Source organism: Rhodospirillum sp. A1_3_36 (genome assembly GCF_047263945.1).
GTDB lineage: Bacteria > Pseudomonadota > Alphaproteobacteria > Rhodospirillales > Rhodospirillaceae > Rhodospirillum.
This window is the reverse complement of the sequence record NZ_JBLAVB010000008.1, coordinates 20,480-37,678: the sequence shown is the minus strand read 5'-3', so window position 1 is coordinate 37,678 and position 17,199 is coordinate 20,480. Positions and strand designations below refer to the sequence as shown.

Annotated in this window: 13 protein-coding genes and 1 pseudogene; 10 read left to right on the top strand and 4 right to left on the bottom strand. The window is 61.1% G+C overall.

The annotated features are described in order from the left end of the window. Nucleotides 1-78 precede the first annotated feature (78 nt). Both ACLIRY_RS16660 and ACLIRY_RS16655 read left to right on the top strand, forming a co-directional pair. A complete protein-coding gene (locus ACLIRY_RS16660; RefSeq protein ID WP_413206547.1) occupies nt 79-951 on the top strand; it encodes a 3-hydroxybutyryl-CoA dehydrogenase in 873 nt (290 codons plus the stop codon). Nucleotides 952-1,156: 205 nt separating this feature from the next. Continuing rightward, complete coding sequence (locus ACLIRY_RS16655; RefSeq protein ID WP_413206546.1) at nt 1,157-2,368, top strand: ArnT family glycosyltransferase; 1,212 nt, start codon at nt 1,157-1,159, stop codon at nt 2,366-2,368. A 123-nt stretch (nt 2,369-2,491) separates the two neighbouring features. On the opposite strand, the gene ACLIRY_RS16650 is transcribed toward ACLIRY_RS16655, so the two are convergent. Together ACLIRY_RS16650 and ACLIRY_RS16645 are read right to left on the bottom strand one after the other, a co-directional pair. After that, complete coding sequence (locus tag ACLIRY_RS16650) at nt 2,492-3,571, bottom strand: hypothetical protein (RefSeq protein WP_413206545.1); 1,080 nt, start codon at nt 3,569-3,571, stop codon at nt 2,492-2,494. A 6-nt stretch (nt 3,572-3,577) separates the two neighbouring features. Beyond that, nucleotides 3,578-4,249 (bottom strand): dienelactone hydrolase family protein, encoded by a 672-nt coding sequence (locus tag ACLIRY_RS16645; protein WP_413206544.1) that lies wholly within the window; start codon nt 4,247-4,249, stop codon nt 3,578-3,580. A gap of 524 nt (nt 4,250-4,773) precedes the next feature. On the opposite strand from ACLIRY_RS16645, the gene ccoG reads away from it, so the two are divergent. The 7 genes and pseudogenes from ccoG to panC all read left to right on the top strand — a co-directional run bounded on the left by ccoG (nt 4,774) and on the right by panC (nt 13,029). Further along, on the top strand, nt 4,774-6,291 hold the full coding sequence (gene ccoG, locus ACLIRY_RS16640) for a cytochrome c oxidase accessory protein CcoG (RefSeq protein WP_413206543.1): 1,518 nt from the start codon (nt 4,774-4,776) through the stop codon (nt 6,289-6,291). Nucleotides 6,292-6,488: 197 nt separating this feature from the next. Continuing rightward, nucleotides 6,489-6,998 carry a FixH family protein gene (locus ACLIRY_RS16635; protein ID WP_413206542.1) on the top strand — a complete coding sequence of 170 codons (510 nt, stop codon included), beginning with the start codon at nt 6,489-6,491 and terminating at the stop codon, nt 6,996-6,998. A gap of 22 nt (nt 6,999-7,020) precedes the next feature. Further along, nucleotides 7,021-9,420 (top strand): heavy metal translocating P-type ATPase, encoded by a 2,400-nt coding sequence (locus ACLIRY_RS16630; RefSeq protein WP_413206541.1) that lies wholly within the window; start codon nt 7,021-7,023, stop codon nt 9,418-9,420. 250 nt (nt 9,421-9,670) lie between these two features. Then, a complete protein-coding gene (gene ccoS / locus ACLIRY_RS16625) occupies nt 9,671-9,883 on the top strand; it encodes a cbb3-type cytochrome oxidase assembly protein CcoS (RefSeq protein WP_413206540.1) in 213 nt (70 codons plus the stop codon). A gap of 168 nt (nt 9,884-10,051) precedes the next feature. Next, nucleotides 10,052-10,825: a cyclic nucleotide-binding domain-containing protein gene (locus ACLIRY_RS16620; RefSeq protein ID WP_413206539.1), complete on the top strand. Its 774-nt coding sequence runs from the start codon at nt 10,052-10,054 to the stop codon at nt 10,823-10,825. A gap of 318 nt (nt 10,826-11,143) precedes the next feature. Beyond that, a pseudogene (panB, locus tag ACLIRY_RS16615) lies at nt 11,144-11,968 on the top strand (3-methyl-2-oxobutanoate hydroxymethyltransferase); the annotation flags it as partial. Nucleotides 11,969-12,144: 176 nt separating this feature from the next. After that, entirely contained in the window at nt 12,145-13,029 is an 885-nt protein-coding gene (panC, locus tag ACLIRY_RS16610; RefSeq protein WP_413206538.1) for a pantoate--beta-alanine ligase, read from the top strand. A 47-nt stretch (nt 13,030-13,076) separates the two neighbouring features. Here the strand turns inward: panC and gpt are convergent, their stop codons facing one another. After that, a complete protein-coding gene (gene gpt, locus ACLIRY_RS16605) occupies nt 13,077-13,622 on the bottom strand; it encodes a xanthine phosphoribosyltransferase (protein ID WP_413206537.1) in 546 nt (181 codons plus the stop codon). 446 nt (nt 13,623-14,068) lie between these two features. On the opposite strand from gpt, the gene ACLIRY_RS16600 reads away from it, so the two are divergent. Further along, entirely contained in the window at nt 14,069-15,661 is a 1,593-nt protein-coding gene (locus ACLIRY_RS16600; RefSeq protein ID WP_413206536.1) for a gamma-glutamyltransferase family protein, read from the top strand. 472 nt (nt 15,662-16,133) lie between these two features. Here the strand turns inward: ACLIRY_RS16600 and ACLIRY_RS16595 are convergent, their stop codons facing one another. After that, nucleotides 16,134-16,994 (bottom strand): hypothetical protein, encoded by an 861-nt coding sequence (locus ACLIRY_RS16595; RefSeq protein WP_413206535.1) that lies wholly within the window; start codon nt 16,992-16,994, stop codon nt 16,134-16,136. Nucleotides 16,995-17,199: the final 205 nt, after the last annotated feature.

Genomic DNA, 17,199 nt, shown 5'->3' with positions numbered 1-17,199 from the left:
TCAACCATCCAAGGACCTGATCCAGGTTCCAGGGATTCCCCTTGGAGCCGAACCGCTCCAAAAGCGAAAGGCTGAAGCATGGTCGAGAAGATTGGCGTTATTGGCGCCGGACAGATGGGCAACGGTATCGCGCATGTCAGCGCGCTTTCAGGCTATTCGGTTGTGTTGATGGACGTGAATGCCCAAGCCCTGGAAAAGGCCAAGGTCACCATTCGCAACAACCTGGACCGTCAGGCCTCCAAGGGCAAGATCTCCGAAGACGATGTGAACGCCACCATGGAGCGCATCGTCACCGCCACGAACATGAAGGCCTTCGCCGACAGCGATCTGGTGGTGGAAGCCGCCACGGAGAGCGAATCGGTCAAGCGCAAGATCCTCGCCGAACTCTGCCCTGAGCTGAAGCCCGAATGTATCGTAGCCTCCAATACTTCCTCCATTTCCATCACCCGCCTGGGGGCCTCCACGGACCGTCCGGAGCGGTTCATGGGCATGCACTTCATGAACCCGGTTCCGGTGATGAAGCTGGTCGAGCTGATTCGCGGCATCGCCACCGGCGAGGAAACCTTCGCCCAAATCCGTGAGCTGACCCTGAAGCTGGGCAAGACCCCGGTCTCCGCCGAGGATTTCCCCGCCTTCATCGTCAACCGCATTCTCCTGCCGATGATCAACGAAGCGGTCTACACCCTGTACGAAGGCGTAGGCTCGGTCGACGCCATCGACACCGCCATGAAACTGGGCGCCAACCACCCCATGGGTCCCCTGGAGTTGGCCGACTTCATCGGCCTGGACGTCTGCCTTGCGGTCATGCATGTCTTGCACGAGGGCCTGGCGGACACCAAGTACCGCCCCTGCCCCCTGCTGGTGAAGTATGTCGAAGCCGGGTGGCTCGGTCGCAAGACCGGCAAGGGGTTTTACGACTACAGCGGCGAGACGCCCATTCCCACCCGCTAATTCGGTCCCATCACGCCGGATACCGCAGTCTCCGAACCCCGCGCCCCCAAACCGGCGCGGGGTTCCGCGTTTTCAACGGCACTCCTGGGGGAAGAGGCCTTAGGAGGGGACCATAGGAGGGGATGCATGACGGATGTCATGGCCCTATCTAGGGAACGCGGGTTCAATGCCGCCCGGCATCCCTTTCCCCGGAGTTCTCCAGTCCATGTATCGTTTGCTCACCGGTTGGCGCCCCCATCTCCTGCTCGCCTTGTTGACGGCCCTTTTCCTGGCCCATGGTTTGATTTCCCCCTTGCCCAACGGCAGCGGAGAAGAGGCTTTCGTGGCCGTAACCCAGGCCCTGGCCCTGCACCAGATGGAGCCTGTGTCCAGCCCCGCCGCCCATTGGCTGGGTCTGCTGTCGATGCATGCCACAGGCTCCCTCCTCTCCGACTCCCTCTGGCCCCATAGACTGCCTTCGGCCCTCTGCGCCCTCCTCGCGGTCTTGATCCTCCATCAAACCGGTCGGGTCCTGCTGAACCGCCCCCTCGCCCTGGTGGCTGCGATCCTTTTTGCCGCGACCTTGGCTTTGGGGGAGGTGGGACTCCAGGCGGGCGCCACGGCCCCGGGACTCGCCGTTGGCCTGGCCCTGATCCATGTCCTGGTCCGCGCCTTCCACCAGGCCCATGGGGGCCCCCCATTGGCCCTGTGGCAGTGTCACGGTTTCTGGATCCTCTTGGGATTGGCCCTGCTCACCCAGGGTCTGGCTTGGCCGCTTATTGCCCTGGTCATGGCAGGTCTCTTGGCCTTCCGCCCCAAGGGCGTCGCCCGAACCGGAGCGGGCTGGCTGGTGCCCCTGCGCCCCTTCCCCGGCGTGATCTTCCTGGCAGCCCTGGTTGCCCCCTGGCTCGCCACCCTACCCGATGGTACCCTGGGGCAGGCCCTTTGGCCCGGAGAACCTCTGTCTTTGGCGCTGGTTGCCCTGCCCGCTCTGGCTTGGCCCTGCTGGATTTTCGCCTATCCAGCCGTTCGGCGTCTCTGGGCGGAGCGGGCCGACCCGGCCAATGCCGCCCTTGGCCAATGGCTGATCGCAGGCCTCGTCCTGACCCCCATCCTGCCTGCTACGGAAACCGGCGTTTTCGCCTGGAGTGCCCCCCTTTGTCTGGCGACAGCCGCCGCCCTTTTCGCCGTCCGGGACGGCACCTACGATCTGTTTCCCAAACCGGTCTCTCTGACTGTGGTCGGTCTTTGGGCGGTGATCGCCGCCCTGGCCATTTCCCAACTGGCCCAAAACCCAGGTATGGTGGCCATTATCGCCGCTGCCACGGGAGCCCTGGCCGGTGTCTATGCCCTGGCCCTCGTCTGGCGGGGCCTCTACCTCAATGCCGCCATGACAGGCGTACTCTGCGCTCTGGTCCTGCGCTTGGGAGGGTATTAGAGCAAATCCCGAGCAATCTGGAACAGATTGCGACGGGCGGAACGCACGCCGTAGGCGTGACGATTTGCTTCAATTTCAGAGGTTTAGAGCATGTTGCGTGAAATGTGATTCACGCAACATGCTCTAAGGCAAGGTGCCGCTATCACAAGGACCATTGGCGATACCTGCAACCCAAGCCAAGATCACCCGCTGTATGGCCGCAGGTCGGTTGGGCACGGTGCGGGACCGGTTCCCTTCAAACCCCTTGACCTGGGGATCACCAAAAGCCGCGTAGTACAATACATCCTTTGACAGGTCCACCGTAGGGGGCATGAACTCCAATCGGGGTCCCCCGGTCGGGGTGAGCGCGTAGGTGATGGCAAAGCCACCGGGCAAACCATAAAGACTGGGCACACGACGGGCCGGTTGCCCGTTATAACAGACGGAATTCACATCCACCCCCTCCTGGCTTAGGATCATACTGTCCAAAGCTTCTCCTTCCGCTCCGGGCATTCCCAGCACCGCGGCCAGGTTTTGCTGATCGGACTCCCCCTTGGTGCCCCCCTCAGGTTCATCCGAAGGAGCGACGAGTTTGCGCGCCAGAGCGGCTGGAGCGGACGGCCGAGGCGTATCCACCACGGTCTTTTCCTTGATGGCCTCGACCTGCGTGATAGGGGGTGCCGTTCGCTTCACCGGGCTCGTCTTCTCACCTGCCCCCCCGAATTGGTCGAACAAAAACCACCCCCCCGCCGCCACAGCAGCCAGCAGAAGCACGATCAGACACCCCTTCACTTCCTTATTGTCGTCTTCTTCCTTAAAGGGGGTTTTTACCGAGCCGGACGAGCGCCCCCCTTTGAATAGGGTTTCCACATCGTCCTTCGGCAGAACTCTTCTGGCAGAATGCCGGGTGGTCTCGACACCGACGCCCCACCCAGGGCGCCCTCCCCCCACGGGCCGGTCACCGAGACCGTCAACAGAAGGATCGGACAAGCTCTCCAACCCATCCTCCCCGATGGAGGCGGCCGCATGCCGTTCCTCGGCTTCAATCCAAGCTGTCCCCCTTCCCAAAGAGGAATCGGAGTCGGAGTCGGATACCAAAGGAAGCGAATCCCCATCCACCCCGTCATCGACGCCCTGTGGACCACCAGACAACCCATCACTGGGATTTCTGCGGCCATCGCGCCGGGGTCGCCGACCCGGTGGTGTATTCCGTTCTTCAGCCATGGGGGCTTAGGCCAGGGCTTGGGTCAGAAAGGCCAGAGTTCTCTCCTTGGCCAAGGCGGCACTCTCCGGCTTGAAGTCGTTGTCCCGGCGATCGCAGACGAAGCCGTGCCCGGCCTCATAGTCATAAATAACCGTGTCCGGTGGCTCCGCAGCGCGGATCTTGGCCACAACCTCGGTCGAAATCAGGGGATCGAGTCGGCCAAAATGCATCTCCACGGGGCATCCGGGCGTTTCCTCGATAAAATCACCGATCTGGCCGCCATAGTAACAACTCGCCGCAGAAAAGCCCAAGCGACAAGCCGCCAACCATGCGAGGGAGCCTCCCCAACAGAATCCGATAACCCCGCATTTCCCGGCCCGCTCCACCGCCTGATGCGCTGCGGTCAGGTCCAGAAGGGGGAGCTCCCAACCCAATTCAGTGCGAATCGCCCTCCCCTGGGCCATTCCCTTTTCGTCATAGTCCAATTCCACGCCCCGTTCCACCCGGTCGAACAAGGCTGGCGCACAGGTCAAGAAACCGTCAGCGGCCCACCGATCACAGACGTCACGGATATGGGGATTCAGTCCAAATATTTCCTGGACGACCACAAGCCCCCCCTTGGCCTGCCCCTGTGGTTCGGCAACATAGGCGGCAAACCGATGGCCATCGGCAGCGGTGAGTATGGTTGTTTCGCCCATAGGATCTATTTTCCCCTTCACGCCTATTGATTCTAGGAATTATCGAGCCATAGACCAGGAAAAACAAGCTCACCAGAGGCTTAGCTCTCCAGGCAAAAGCCTACACCTGAAAGGCCACCCCCTTTCCGCAGGAGGTACCCCCCCTTCCTTCTCAATACCGCCCCCCTGCCATTCACCCTTGTGGGGGGAGGCCCTTATGGACTATATCGCCCATGACAATTATCATTGCCGGTGTGGGGCTTTCCGCCCTAAGACGCTTTTGAGGCGTCCGAAGATCAGGCCGTTGCGTCCGTTCCAAGGGGGGGAGATTCCAAAACAGGGAATCAGCCAAGGAAAACGGAGGGGGCGAGTCTTGAGCGGCGACGCTTTTCTGCGGCGCATGCCAAAAGGACCGGGAAGAGCGGGCAGGAGAGACAACCGGCCCAATAACTTCGGACATACTGCCGAAGTTTCCTCCTCATCGGCGGCTCTGGCGATGCGCCTGCACACACCAATCCGCACTCGATATAGGGGCTTTCTGGACGATGTCTGTGGTGAACGAAGCGGTCGATCCCGGCGAAGGCAAGACCAAGATGGACGAGGCCAAAAAGGACGAGGACCGCGTTGCCAAGGGGGTAAAGCCCGTGGCGAAATCCAACTCCATGTACGAACTCTACCAGAAGATTTATCCCCGCTCGATCTCCGGCGTCTTCCGGAACATCAAGTGGTGGATGATGGGCATCCTGCTGACCGTGTTCTGGGTTGGTCCTTGGATCCGCTGGACCCGGTCGGGTGACGCGCCAGACCAAGCCATTTTCATCGACCTGCCCGGTCGCAAGGCTTATTTCTTCTTCATCGAGATCTGGCCGCAGGAAGTCTATTATCTGACCGGCCTTTTGATCATCGCCGCCATTACTCTGTTCTACGCCACCGCCCTGGCCGGACGGGTCTGGTGTGGCTTCGCCTGCTTCCAGACCGTTTTCACCGACCTGTTTGTGTGGGTCGAGCGGAAAGTAGAAGGCGAACGCAACAGCCGCATCAAGTTGGACCATAGCAAGACCAACGGAGAGAAGCTGGCGAAGAAGGCCCTTAAGAACATCATCTGGCTGGCTATTTCCCTGGCAGTGGGCATTGGCTTCTCCCTGTACTTCCAACCGGTCCCCTGGACAGCCCTGGCGGAGATCTTCACCCTGAAAGCTGGCGCGGCCACCTATGGCGCCATCGCCGTGGTCGGCGGCGGATGCTATGTCATGGCGGGCTTTGCCAGGGAACAGGTTTGCATCTACATGTGCCCCTATGCCCGCTTCCAGTCGGCCATGATGGATGAGCACTCCCTCATCGTGACCTATGAACGGTGGCGGGGAGAGCCCCGGGGCAAGTATTCAAAGGATGCCGACTTTTCCCAGCGCGGCCATTGTGTTGACTGCGGCCTTTGCGTCCAGGTTTGCCCTACCGGCGTGGATATTCGCGAAGGAACACAGATCGGCTGTATCGGCTGCGGTCTCTGTGTGGATGCCTGCGCCTCGGTCATGAAGCGGTTCAACCTGCCCACGGACCTGATCACCTATGACTCCGTGGCCAACCAGAACGCCCGGGCAGAAGGCAAGCCCGAGCCCACCAAATTGATCCGTCCCCGGACCATCCTGTACACCGTGGTCCTGGTGCTGGTCTGCGCTTTGATGGCAACCAGCCTGGCCACCCGGTCCCGCCTGGAAGTCAACGTCCTGCATGAGCGCAGCCCGCTGTTCGTTCCCATGTCCGATGGGTCGATCCGCAACGGCTATACGTTCAAGATCCTGAACATGGAGCGGGTGAACAACGACTTCGTCCTGACCACTCGGGGTGTCAAAGGGGCAACCATGGAAGTCCTCGGTGTCACCAACGGGAAAGTGAAGGAAGTCGACTTGCCCGTGCAGGGCGACCGGGTCGGCACCTTCCGGATTTACGTCTCGGCCCCCCGGGCATCCCTGGATGGCGCAACATCGGATCTGGAGTTCGTGCTCATCAACAAGGAAACCGGGGAGTCGATCGACTACGACACCCTGTTCGCCGGTCCCCACTAGAGTCTCCGAGATCAAATTGGCATCAAAGACACTCTAATCTTCGGAACACCTCGCCGTCTTGCCTTTGACACAATTGGCCGTCAACAGGAAGACCGCAAGGCATCGCATAAGCGGGCGAGGGCCACGGTAAAGATGGCCCCGCCCTTATTTTCAGGCTCCCGTTCAGAGGGGCCCCCATCACATGAGGCAGAAAGCGGATGGCCAAGGTTCGACAGAAGGGGTGGTGGTACCCCTATATTTTCGTTGGGGCGTTCGGCATCGTCCTGGGGGTCAACCTGACCCTTTTGTATTTCGCCACCAGCACCTTTAACGGCTTGGTCTCGACCACCGCCTATGATGACGGGGTCGCCTATAACAAGGAGATCGCCGCCGCCCGGGCTCAAGAGGCTCTGGGCTGGAGTGGTGCGATCACCCTGGACGGCCTACCCGGTGGATCCGACGGCGCCTGGCCCGCCAAAATCAACGCCCAATTCCTGGACGAGGCCGGTCAGCCGGTGCTGCGGGGCATGAGCGTCACCGCCCAGATCCGGCGCCCGACACAGTCGGGTTACGACCAGACCATGACCCTCCACGCCAATACGGACGGCTACTGGACCTCCCCGGTCACCCTGCCCTTCCAGGGACAATGGGAAGTTCGCGTTGTAGCCAAGCTGGAGGAGCGGGACGCCGCCTATCGCATGCGTGACCGCTTCATCCTGACGCCGTGAGCCCTCTCCGTCTGGCAAGGCCATGACCGACTGCCTGCATTGCGGCCTTCCCGTGCCAACGGACGGCCCTGCCGCTCCCGACTTCTGTTGCGTCGGCTGCCAGGGCGCCCATGCCTTGATTCAGGGCACGGGCCTGTCCCAATATTACCAGCGCCGGTGCCTGGACCCGGAGACCCGGGCCTTGAAACCCGAGGAGGTTGAGGGCGCCGACTTTTCCGCCCATGTGCGCATGGAACCGGCCAAAGAAGGACGGGGAGAGGAGGCGGTTCTCCACCTCATGGTGGAAGGGCTCCATTGCGCGGCCTGCGTCTGGCTGATCGAAAGCCTGTTAAAACGCCAACCTGGCGTGACCCAGGCTCGCCTCAACATGACCACCCGGCGCCTGACCCTGCGCTTCAAGCCCCATCCCTGCACCGGTCCGGACGGCGGAGCGAATACCATTCTCGAACCGGTCCTCAAGGTGGGGTACCGCCTTGTACCCTATGATCCGGCCCTCTTGGATCAGGCCACCCAACGGGAGGAAAAGGCCCTCTTACGGGCCATGGCTGTTGCCGGGTTCGCTTCGGGCAATGTCATGCTGTTTTCCGTCTCCATCTGGTTCGGCGGAGACATGGACACGGCGACCCGGACGCTTTTCCATTGGATTTCGGCCCTGATCGCCATTCCGGCGATCCTCTATGCCATCCGCCCCTTTGCCCGCTCGGCCATAACGGCCCTGCGCGCGGGCCGGGGCAATATGGATGTGCCCATCACCCTGGCCGTCGCCCTGGCTGCGGGCATGAGTCTGTGGGAGACAGCCAACCAGGGCCAGCATGCCTATTTCGACGCAGCCGTCATGCTGTTGTTCTTCCTGCTGGTGGGCCGCTACCTGGACCTGCGCGCCCGGGGCCGAGCCCGATCCGCAGCGGAACATCTTTTAACTTTGGGCGCCGGATCCGTGGCCGTCGCCCGGGACGACGGAACGGTCGAGCACATGCCCCCGGCCCGGGTTGAGGCCGGCGCAACCATCCTTGTCGCTGCAGGAGAGCGGATCGGCGTAGACGGAACGGTGGCCGAAGGCCGCTCGGATCTGGACACCAGCCTGCTCACCGGCGAAACCCTTCCCGAGTCGGTGGAACCCGGCTCCCCGGTCTTCGCAGGCACCGTCAACCTGACGGCTCCCCTGCGGGTCACCGCCGGGGCAGTGGGGGAAGGCACCCTGCTCGCAGAAATCGTCCGCATGATGGAGGTCGCCGAACAGGGACGCGCCCGCTATGTGGCCCTGGCCGACCGAGTCGCCCGAGCCTATGTGCCCGTGGTTCACCTGATGGCCCTCTCCACCTTCCTGGGCTGGGTGTTCTTGATGGATGCGCCCTGGCAGCAAGCCCTGCTGATCGCCTCGGCGGTGTTGATTGTCACCTGTCCCTGCGCCCTCGCACTGGCCGTCCCCGTCGTTCAGGTGGTCGCCACAGGCCGCCTGCTGCGCAAGGGAATCCTGGTCAAATCCCCCACGGCCCTGGAGCGCTTGACCACCGTCGACCATTTGGTCTTCGACAAAACCGGCACCCTGACCGAAGGTCGCCCCGAATTGATCCGAGACAATGTTTCCTGGTCGACGGAGGATCTGACAGCCGCCGCGACTCTGGCGGCAAACAGTCACCACCCCCTCGCCCGCGCCCTCGTCCGGGCGGCGGGAGGCGCTAGGGACACGGCCTCCGTGGTCAGTGAACATCCCGGACAGGGCCTGTCCCGCCCCATCGAAGGGGGAGAGGAGCGCCTAGGGAGCCGTGCGTTCTGTGGACTCCCCGATGATGTCGACCCGATCTCAGACGAGCACCAGACGACGGGGCCGGAAATCTGGTTTTCCCGTCCGGGACACCCAACCACCCGCTTCGCCTTCATTGATGCCCCCCGATCCGACGCCCGGGAGGTCATCGCCAGGCTGAAGGCCCGAGGCCTGTCCGTGGAACTTCTCTCTGGCGATCGCTCCGAAGCGGTGTCGGAGGTGGCTCACCTCGTCGGGATCGACCATTGGAGCGCAGGCCAAAGCCCCGGGGACAAGGTCGCCCGCCTGACTGCCCTGGCCCAAGATGGCAAACGCGTGGCCATGGTTGGTGACGGCCTGAACGACGCCCCGGCTCTGGCTGCGGCCCTGGTCTCGCTGTCGCCCTCCAGTGCGGTGGATGTGACTCAAACGGCTGCTGATGTCATCTTCCAAGGCACGCGTCTGGCTCCCATTCTGGAAGCGATGGACGTCGCCCACCAGGCTGATGGCCTTGTTCGCATGAATTTCGGACTGTCCTTTGCCTATAACCTTGTGACGATTCCCCTGGCTGTGGCCGGACTGGTCACGCCCCTGATCGCGGCGGTGGCGATGAGCGGGTCCTCCGTAGTCGTGATCCTCAACGCCTTGCGCCTGACCCGGGCAAACAACCGCGATTAGAGCATCGAGCGGAAAAGGAGGCACCGGTTTTCCGGTCCACTCGATGTTCACCCTGTTGAATCTAGATCTCATTACCCGCCTTAAATCGATTCCGATTTAGAGCAAATCCCGAGCAATCCGGAACAGATTGAGACGACGATTTGCTTCAATGTCAGAGGTTTAGAGCATGTTGCGTGAATCACATTTCACGCAACATGCTCTAGGACGGTTTGATCTATGCAGAAGCCCCATACAAGGAAGAGGCCTACCTATGGACATCTTGCTTTACCTGATTCCCATCGCACTCGGCATGGGCGGCATCGGCCTTGGCGCCTTCCTTTGGGCTTTGAAAAGCGGGCAGTTTGAGGATCTGGATGGAGCCGCCCATCGTATTCTTTTCGAAGATGACGACATCCCGCCTCCTCCCGCTCCGACAGAAAATACCCACAAGGACAACCACCCCAAAGACGACGAATCCAATTAGGACTGGCGTCCCTCGGTCACACCCCTTAGAGTCCGTTTTTGATGTGGATCAATGGAAAGACAGGAATGTCTTTTATCCCAATGCAAGCGGAACCGATCGCGTTAAGCGGGGAAAACGCTCCGAATCATAGGGATATCCCCCCAGGGAATTGGAAGTACGAAGGTATCCATGGCAGGTCGTATCGCCCTAGGTGTTGATGGTGACAGAGCCATCCAAGACAGCCGTTTCCGGGAGAATTGCGGACGGGACAGCAACGACGCCTGTCTACAATGTAACCTGGGAGATTTGGCTTTCTGTCACGGCCTGCCAGCAAGCGAGTTTCGCGGTCTCATGGCGATCCAAGGCTGCATCCGCGCCACCCCCCAAGAGACCCTGTTCAACGAGGGGGATCCCGCCAATTATTTGTACTCCCCCCTCTCCGGTGCGGTAAAAATCTACAAGTTAATGGCCGATGGACGCCGCCAAATCACCGGCTTCTTCTTCCGGGGAGACCTGTTTGGATTTTCCCCCAACGGCTTGCACGGCTATACGGCGGAAGCGATCACCATGACCAGCCTTTGCCGCTTCCCCGTCGCAAAGATGGAACAGCTCTACCCGAACGCCCCCACCCTGGCGCGGGAAGTGCTGCGTCGATCGATGATCAAGCTGGCCCATTTCCACGAGCACACCCTGCTTCTGGGACGGAAAAGTGCTCCGGAAAAGCTTGCCTCCTTCCTTTTATCCCTGTCCCAAAGGGCGGTGGAACGGGGCGATTCAGCCAGTCCCGTGCTGATCCCCATGGGACGATCCGACGTGGCCGACTATCTGGGATTAACCATCGAGACCGTGAGCCGGACCCTGACCAAGTTCAAGGTCTCCGGTCTGCTGGAACTGCCCAATCCCAGCACCGTGGCCCTAAGGGATCCTGCCGCCCTGCGCCAAATCGCCGACGGCGGCTTTTAAAGAACCGCTCCGGCGCACACAGCCCTCGCGAGAACCAGACCGGCCGGATCAAGACGCCCCAATCCCTGCTGACTGGTCGCGAAAGGATCTGTCGCCCCTCGCGAAATTGCTCATGGGTTCGCCTGAATCTCGCTTTTCCTTTAGACTGCGGCGAGCTACAAGACAGCCCAAGGTCGGTTTGCCGAAATCAAACTCAGGATTTGACTCCTGGTGTGATTGAGACTGACTCCGTTGGAGCGTTTTTCGGTTGGAAATCCCTATCCCGTTTTCCAATCGTCGCTCTGGAAATTTGGATTTGACCGAAGGGAGGGGAGCACGATGAGCGTCACCCAGCCTGTCGGCCGGCGTCTCACCGTCCGCGACATCATGCAACGCAAGGCCGCCGATCCGGTGGTTTGCCTCACCGCCTATACCGCGCCCATGGCCAACATGCTCGATCCCCATGTGGACCTGCTGCTGGTTGGGGATTCTCTGGGCATGGTGGTCTATGGTTTGCCCACCACCCATGCGGTGACTCTGGAGATGATGATCGCCCATGGCCAAGCCGTCGTCCGCGGCTCGAGCAAAGCCGTCGTGGTGGTGGATATGCCCTTTGGGTCTTACCAGGAAAGCCCTCAACAGGCCTTCCGCAACGCCGCCCGCATCCTGTCGGAGACCGGCGCCGCCGCTGTGAAACTGGAAGGCGGTGTGGAAATGGCCGAAACCGTCGCATTCCTGACCCAACGGGGCGTCCCCGTGATGGGCCACGTCGGCCTGAAGCCCCAGATGGTGCATTCCATGGGCGGTTTCCGTGCCCAAGGTCGGACAGAAGGCGAGGCAGCGACCGTTATCGCCGATGGACAGGCCATCGCACAGGCCGGAGCGTTCGCCCTGGTCGTCGAAGGCACCTTCGAAAGCGTCGCGGCCCACCTGACCCAGGCAATCGCCGTCCCCACCATCGGCATTGGTGCCTCCCCCCAATGCGATGGACAGGTTCTGGTGACAGAGGATGTCCTGGGACTGTTCACCGAATTCAAACCCAAATTTGTCAAACGCTTCGCCAATCTGGCGGAGGATGTTGACAAGGCCGTTCAAACCTATGCCGAGGACGTCCGAGCCCGCCGCTTCCCTGCGCCGGAACATTGCTTCGGCCTCAGCCCGGTTGCTGCTACCGGGGGCGGAAAGGAGGAGGACCCCATAGGCGAATCCACCCGCCTTCCCGCTCCCCCGCTTCCGACCAACTCCATTCGATAGTCCCCAGAAACAAGACCGTGAAGCAGGCGCTGGAGACTCCCCCCATCATTGCGCCGCTCCCCCTGGGCAAGCGAGACATCCTTATCATGACACAGACGTCCCAGGCCTCCCCCCTCTCCGGTGGCGAGTCCCTTCCCATAGCGCGGGAAACCGCCGATCTGCGCGCGACCATTACCGGCTGGCGCGCCGAGGGCCTCCGAGTCGGCTTGGTTCCCACAATGGGCGCCCTGCACGACGGTCACCTCTCCCTGGTACGCCTTGCCCTGCAGAAGACCGACCGCGTTGTGGCAAGCATTTTCGTCAATCCGACCCAATTCGGACCCGATGAGGACTTCGCTGCCTACCCGCGAGAGGAAGCCTCCGATGCCGCCAAACTCGCTGCCGCCGGGGCAAGCCTCCTCTACACCCCCACCGTGGAGACCATGTATCCCCATGGCTTTTCCACCATGGTCACCGTGGAGGGCGTCTCCCGTGGTCTCTGCGGCGACCGCCGCCCGGGCCATTTCCAGGGAGTCGCTACGGTGGTGACCAAGCTACTGATGCGCTGCCTGCCCGATGTGGCCGTATTCGGCGAGAAGGACTACCAGCAGCTTCAGGTGCTTAAGCGCTTGGCCCGAGATCTGGATATCCCCGTAGAGATCCTGGGTGCACCCGTCGTCCGGGAGGATGACGGCTTGGCCATGTCCTCGCGCAACGCCTATCTCACCACCGAGCAGCGGGCCATCGCCCCGGCCCTGAACCGCACCCTGCGGCGGGTGGCGGCCGACATCCTAGGCGGTGCGGAGGTCAGTGACTGTCTGGAATGGGGGATAGGAGAGCTGCTCAAGGACGGCTTCTCCAGCGTTGACTATCTGGAACTCCGCGATTCCAAGACCCTGGCTCCCCTCGACGAGGCACCGGACGGCGATGCCCGCCTGTTCATCGCCGCCATGCTCGGCAAGGTCCGGCTGATCGACAATATCGGCCTGTAATCGAATGTCCGCCTTCTCCGTCTCTTCCGGGGAAGGCGGACACACGATCAGACCTCTCCTTCCTTATGAGTCGACCGTTCGACCTTCTCGAGATTGTCCTGCAGCATAATCAGGGGATCGACCCGCACCACCCGGGCATCCCAGGGAAAAATCAGCCAAACATCCTGGCGCACAGGCACAACGAAGGTGTCGGTCTGCTGTTGGCCTTCGGGCTTGGCGTAGACCGTCGCCATATGGGCTTTCGGGATCAACTCCTTGACCGCCTTGGCGGTGACTCCGCTGTCCACCAAATCATCGACGACCAGCCATCCCTCGCCATCGCCCACAAGATCCCTGTTCATTTCCTTGAGGATCCGCAGAGATCCCCGTTGACGGCCATCCGTGTAGGATTTCATCCCCACGCTTTCGATGACGCGAATATTCAATTCGCGGGCAATGATCGATGCCGGGATCAATCCCCCGCGCGTGATCGCAACGATGCCCTTGAAGGGTCCCTTGGCCATCAGCTTTTCAGCCAGTTTCACCGTATTCAGGTGAAAAACATCCCAACTGATGGGGAATTCATAGGGATCATGGAAATCGGTATTGTCCATGGAGAGGGCTTCCTTGGAATGTGTCAAATCGGATGGAACGAAACGAGGGGAAGGTTGTACTCCGGTCCATGCTACGGGAGCAATGGCAAGGAGCACCCCGGCAGAAGACACCCCCAGACGACCGGTTGGTCGGAAAACTGCCCCCCTCTCGCTCCCATGGTACCACGTCATACAGAAGATTGAATTCAGGGCCCATTATCCACTCATACCAAGCGGCGCGTGTTGAAACCCTGGCCGCTTTTCTTGCGTTCAAACGCCAGGCGGGCTTTTACGCGCCATAAGGCGCGGCGGCCACTTGGCCGCTTCCAAGGTGCGGTGTGTCAAACTCACCGCACCTTGGTATCAGTCCCTGTTTCACATTTCATACGGTTTGATCTGGACGCATCCCCAGCCCTCGGGGATTATAAGCCCTCTTTGTTTTGTTTTCTTTCAAGGAAGAACTAGCAATGCTGACGTCCAGGTTGGCCAGACGCGGCATGGTGACCGCACCCCATCACCTCGCCGCACAGGCGGGACTCGCCATTTTGCGCGAAGGGGGAAATGCCATCGAGGCGATGATCGCCGCAGCAAGCACCTGCGCCGTTGTCTACCCCCACATGAATGGGATCGGCGGCGACGGCTTCTGGATCATCCATGAACCGGGTCGCCCTCCCGTTTCCATCGACGCCAGCGGCGCTGCAGGCGCATTGGCGACAATCGAGGCCTATAAGGAAAAGGGACAAACCAAGGTCCCAGCCCAAGGCCCCTTAGCCGCCTGCACGGTAGCTGGCACCCTGTCCGGTTGGCAGTCCGCCTTGGATCTGTCCCTGCGTTGGGGGGGAACCCTTCCCCTATCCCGCCTGGTGACTGAGGCTATCACCTTGGCCCGGGACGGGTTCTCCGTCTCCCATTCCCAGGAACGGGCCCTCCGTCGCGTCCTAGGCGCGGTGAAGGACCAACCAGGATTTTCCGCCCAGTTCCTTTCCCCGGATGGTCGCGTCCCCAAAGCTGGAGCCGTCCAACGCAATCCAGCCCTGGCCGATACCTTGGAAATCCTTGCGCGGGAAGGGCTCGACAGCTTCTATCGGGGCTCTGTGGGTCAGGTCGTGGCCACCGATTTAAAGGACGCAGGTTGCCCCGTCACCGCAGAAGACTTGGCCCGTCACCGGTCGGTCCGCCGACGCCCCCTGGCCCTGGCACTCGACAATGCCGTCGTCCACGGCACGCCCCCACCGACCCAGGGGTTAACCACCTTGATGCTTTTAGGCTTGTTCCAACGCGCAGGTATAAAGTCCGCAGAAGGCGCGGAGTTTATCCACGCCATGGTCGAAGCATCAAAAATCGCCTATCGGGTCCGAGACGATAAGATTTGCGACCCCCGCTTCATGGGGGTCCACGCTGCAACCTACCTGTCGGGTCAAGTCCTTGATGGCTTATCGGCCCAGACCAATCCCAATCACGCCGGTCCTTGGCCGCCCCTGTCCACGGATGGTGACACCATTTGGATGGCTGCAGTCGACAGCGAAGGCCGGACTGTCAGCTTCATACAAAGCGTCTATCAAGCCTTCGGATCGGGTGTCGTCCTGAAAAATACGGGTGTCCTTTGGCATAACCGTGGCTTTGCCTTCTCGCTCAATCCTCAATCCATCAATCCGCTAACCCCTGGACGGAAGCCGTTTCACACCCTCAACCCAGCGCTGGCCAAGCTCCGGGATGGCCGTGTCATGGCCTTTGGCACGATGGGGGGGGACGGCCAGCCTCAAACCATGGCGACCATCTTTGCCCGTCACGCCCTGTTTGGTCAGGACCTCCAAGCGGCCATCACCGCCCCCCGCTGGGCCCTGGGGAGAAGCTGGAGTGGCCCGGCGGACGATCTAAAGGTGGAAGATCGCTTCGACAGTACCATCCTGGATGCCCTGCGTGCGAAGGGACACGCTTTGACCATGGTCGCTCCCTTCGACGAAATCATGGGCCACGCCGGGGCCCTGGTCCTCCATACGGATGGCACCATGGAAGGGGCCTCCGACCCCCGGTCTGATGGAACCGTGGCCGCTTGGTAGCAATACATCCGCCGTCGTCCACGGGACACGACAGAGGGTGTTTTCCCGTCACGGGGCTTTGCCCCGTCCCCCACTGGGGCCGAAAGGCCCCAGACCCCAGGCTAAAAAAAGGGGGGGTTTGGGGGCATTAGCCCCCAAATGGGCTTGGGCAATCGCCCAAAAAGGACAAGACAGTGTCGTGTCCTGTGACCGTCGTCTCGCGGTTTTGCGCATCCATCAAAACAAAGCGCCACCCATCACTGAGCGGCGCTTTTCACTTCAACCTTATACCAAGCGACACGGACTGCCCCCCTATGCCGTTTTTCTTGCATTCAAACGCTAGGCGGGCTTTCGCGCGCCATAAGGCACGGTGGGCTTTTGCGCGCCATAAGGCACGGTGGGCACTGGACCGTTCCAAGGTTCGGGGGAGTGAAACTCGCCGCACCTTGGTATGACACATCATCCCTTGTCCAAGGATCGAACGATACGCCCCCTATCGCGCGAAGACCCGAACCTCATCGGAACCACCGGAATTGGCAGCGTTAACGGAAATACGATCCCCGCCCACTCCGGCCCGATTAAGAATCGACACGACCCGTTCGGCGCCACGAGAGGCAGCGCTCGTGGCGCCACCTGAAGCAACCACCACATCGAAAACGGCATCCGGATTCTGCAACAGAGTGGAGCGGACAGCATTGGCGAGGGGCTGCTCGAAGGCAACATTGGGGCGATCAAAACGGATCACCACCAAAGGCGCACCCATGCCCATGGTGCCTGCCATCGGCTGTCTGCTCGCCATCTGACCATACCCGCCACCGGAACCGAGAGAAGAGGACGAACTATACCCACCCGGTGCCGTGTTGGAACCAAAGAGCTGACCATTCTTGATGGCAACAGCCATAGTGCCCAAGTTCCCCTTCTCCGCCAGCACATAAGCGGTCTGACGGCGAATGTCGCTGGTCAACTCATTCAGCAGGCGATCAACGAGCACTGCCGTCTGCTGGGTCTCGTCTTCCAGGATTCGCAACTGACGATGATCCTCGTCAACGGCGCCCGGAATAGCGAAGGATCCGCGGATCCCGTCCAGCAAATAGTTGGAGGTCGCTTGATTGACGGTAATCATCTGGGCCAGTTGATCCATCAGGACAACATCCTGATTAATCGACGCCAACTGCCCCTGAGCCGCCTCCCAGCGGTTCATCAGAACCGGGTTACTCGGCGTCGTTCCCACCTGCAAACGCGCCCGCATGCTCGCCACGTTCTCGTGGTAGGCGTTGCTGTCCTGGATGGTCTTGGTCCGCAAAGCCTGAAGCTGAGTGTTTTCTGCCCGAATATTTTCCTGCAGTTGACTCAACTCAGCTCGATATGCCTGAACCTTCTGTCCCACGAAGGTCCCGGTCGGCGAGCCTGGCGAGACCCCATCGGGTTCAAAGTATGTATTTCCGAGCTGCGGCGGACCATCCCCTCCCGAATAGAATCCCGACCCTTGGTAAGATGAAGACCCTCCAAGAGATGGGAAAAGGGTATTCGTCGCCGAGTCACAGGCAGCGAGAGCGGTC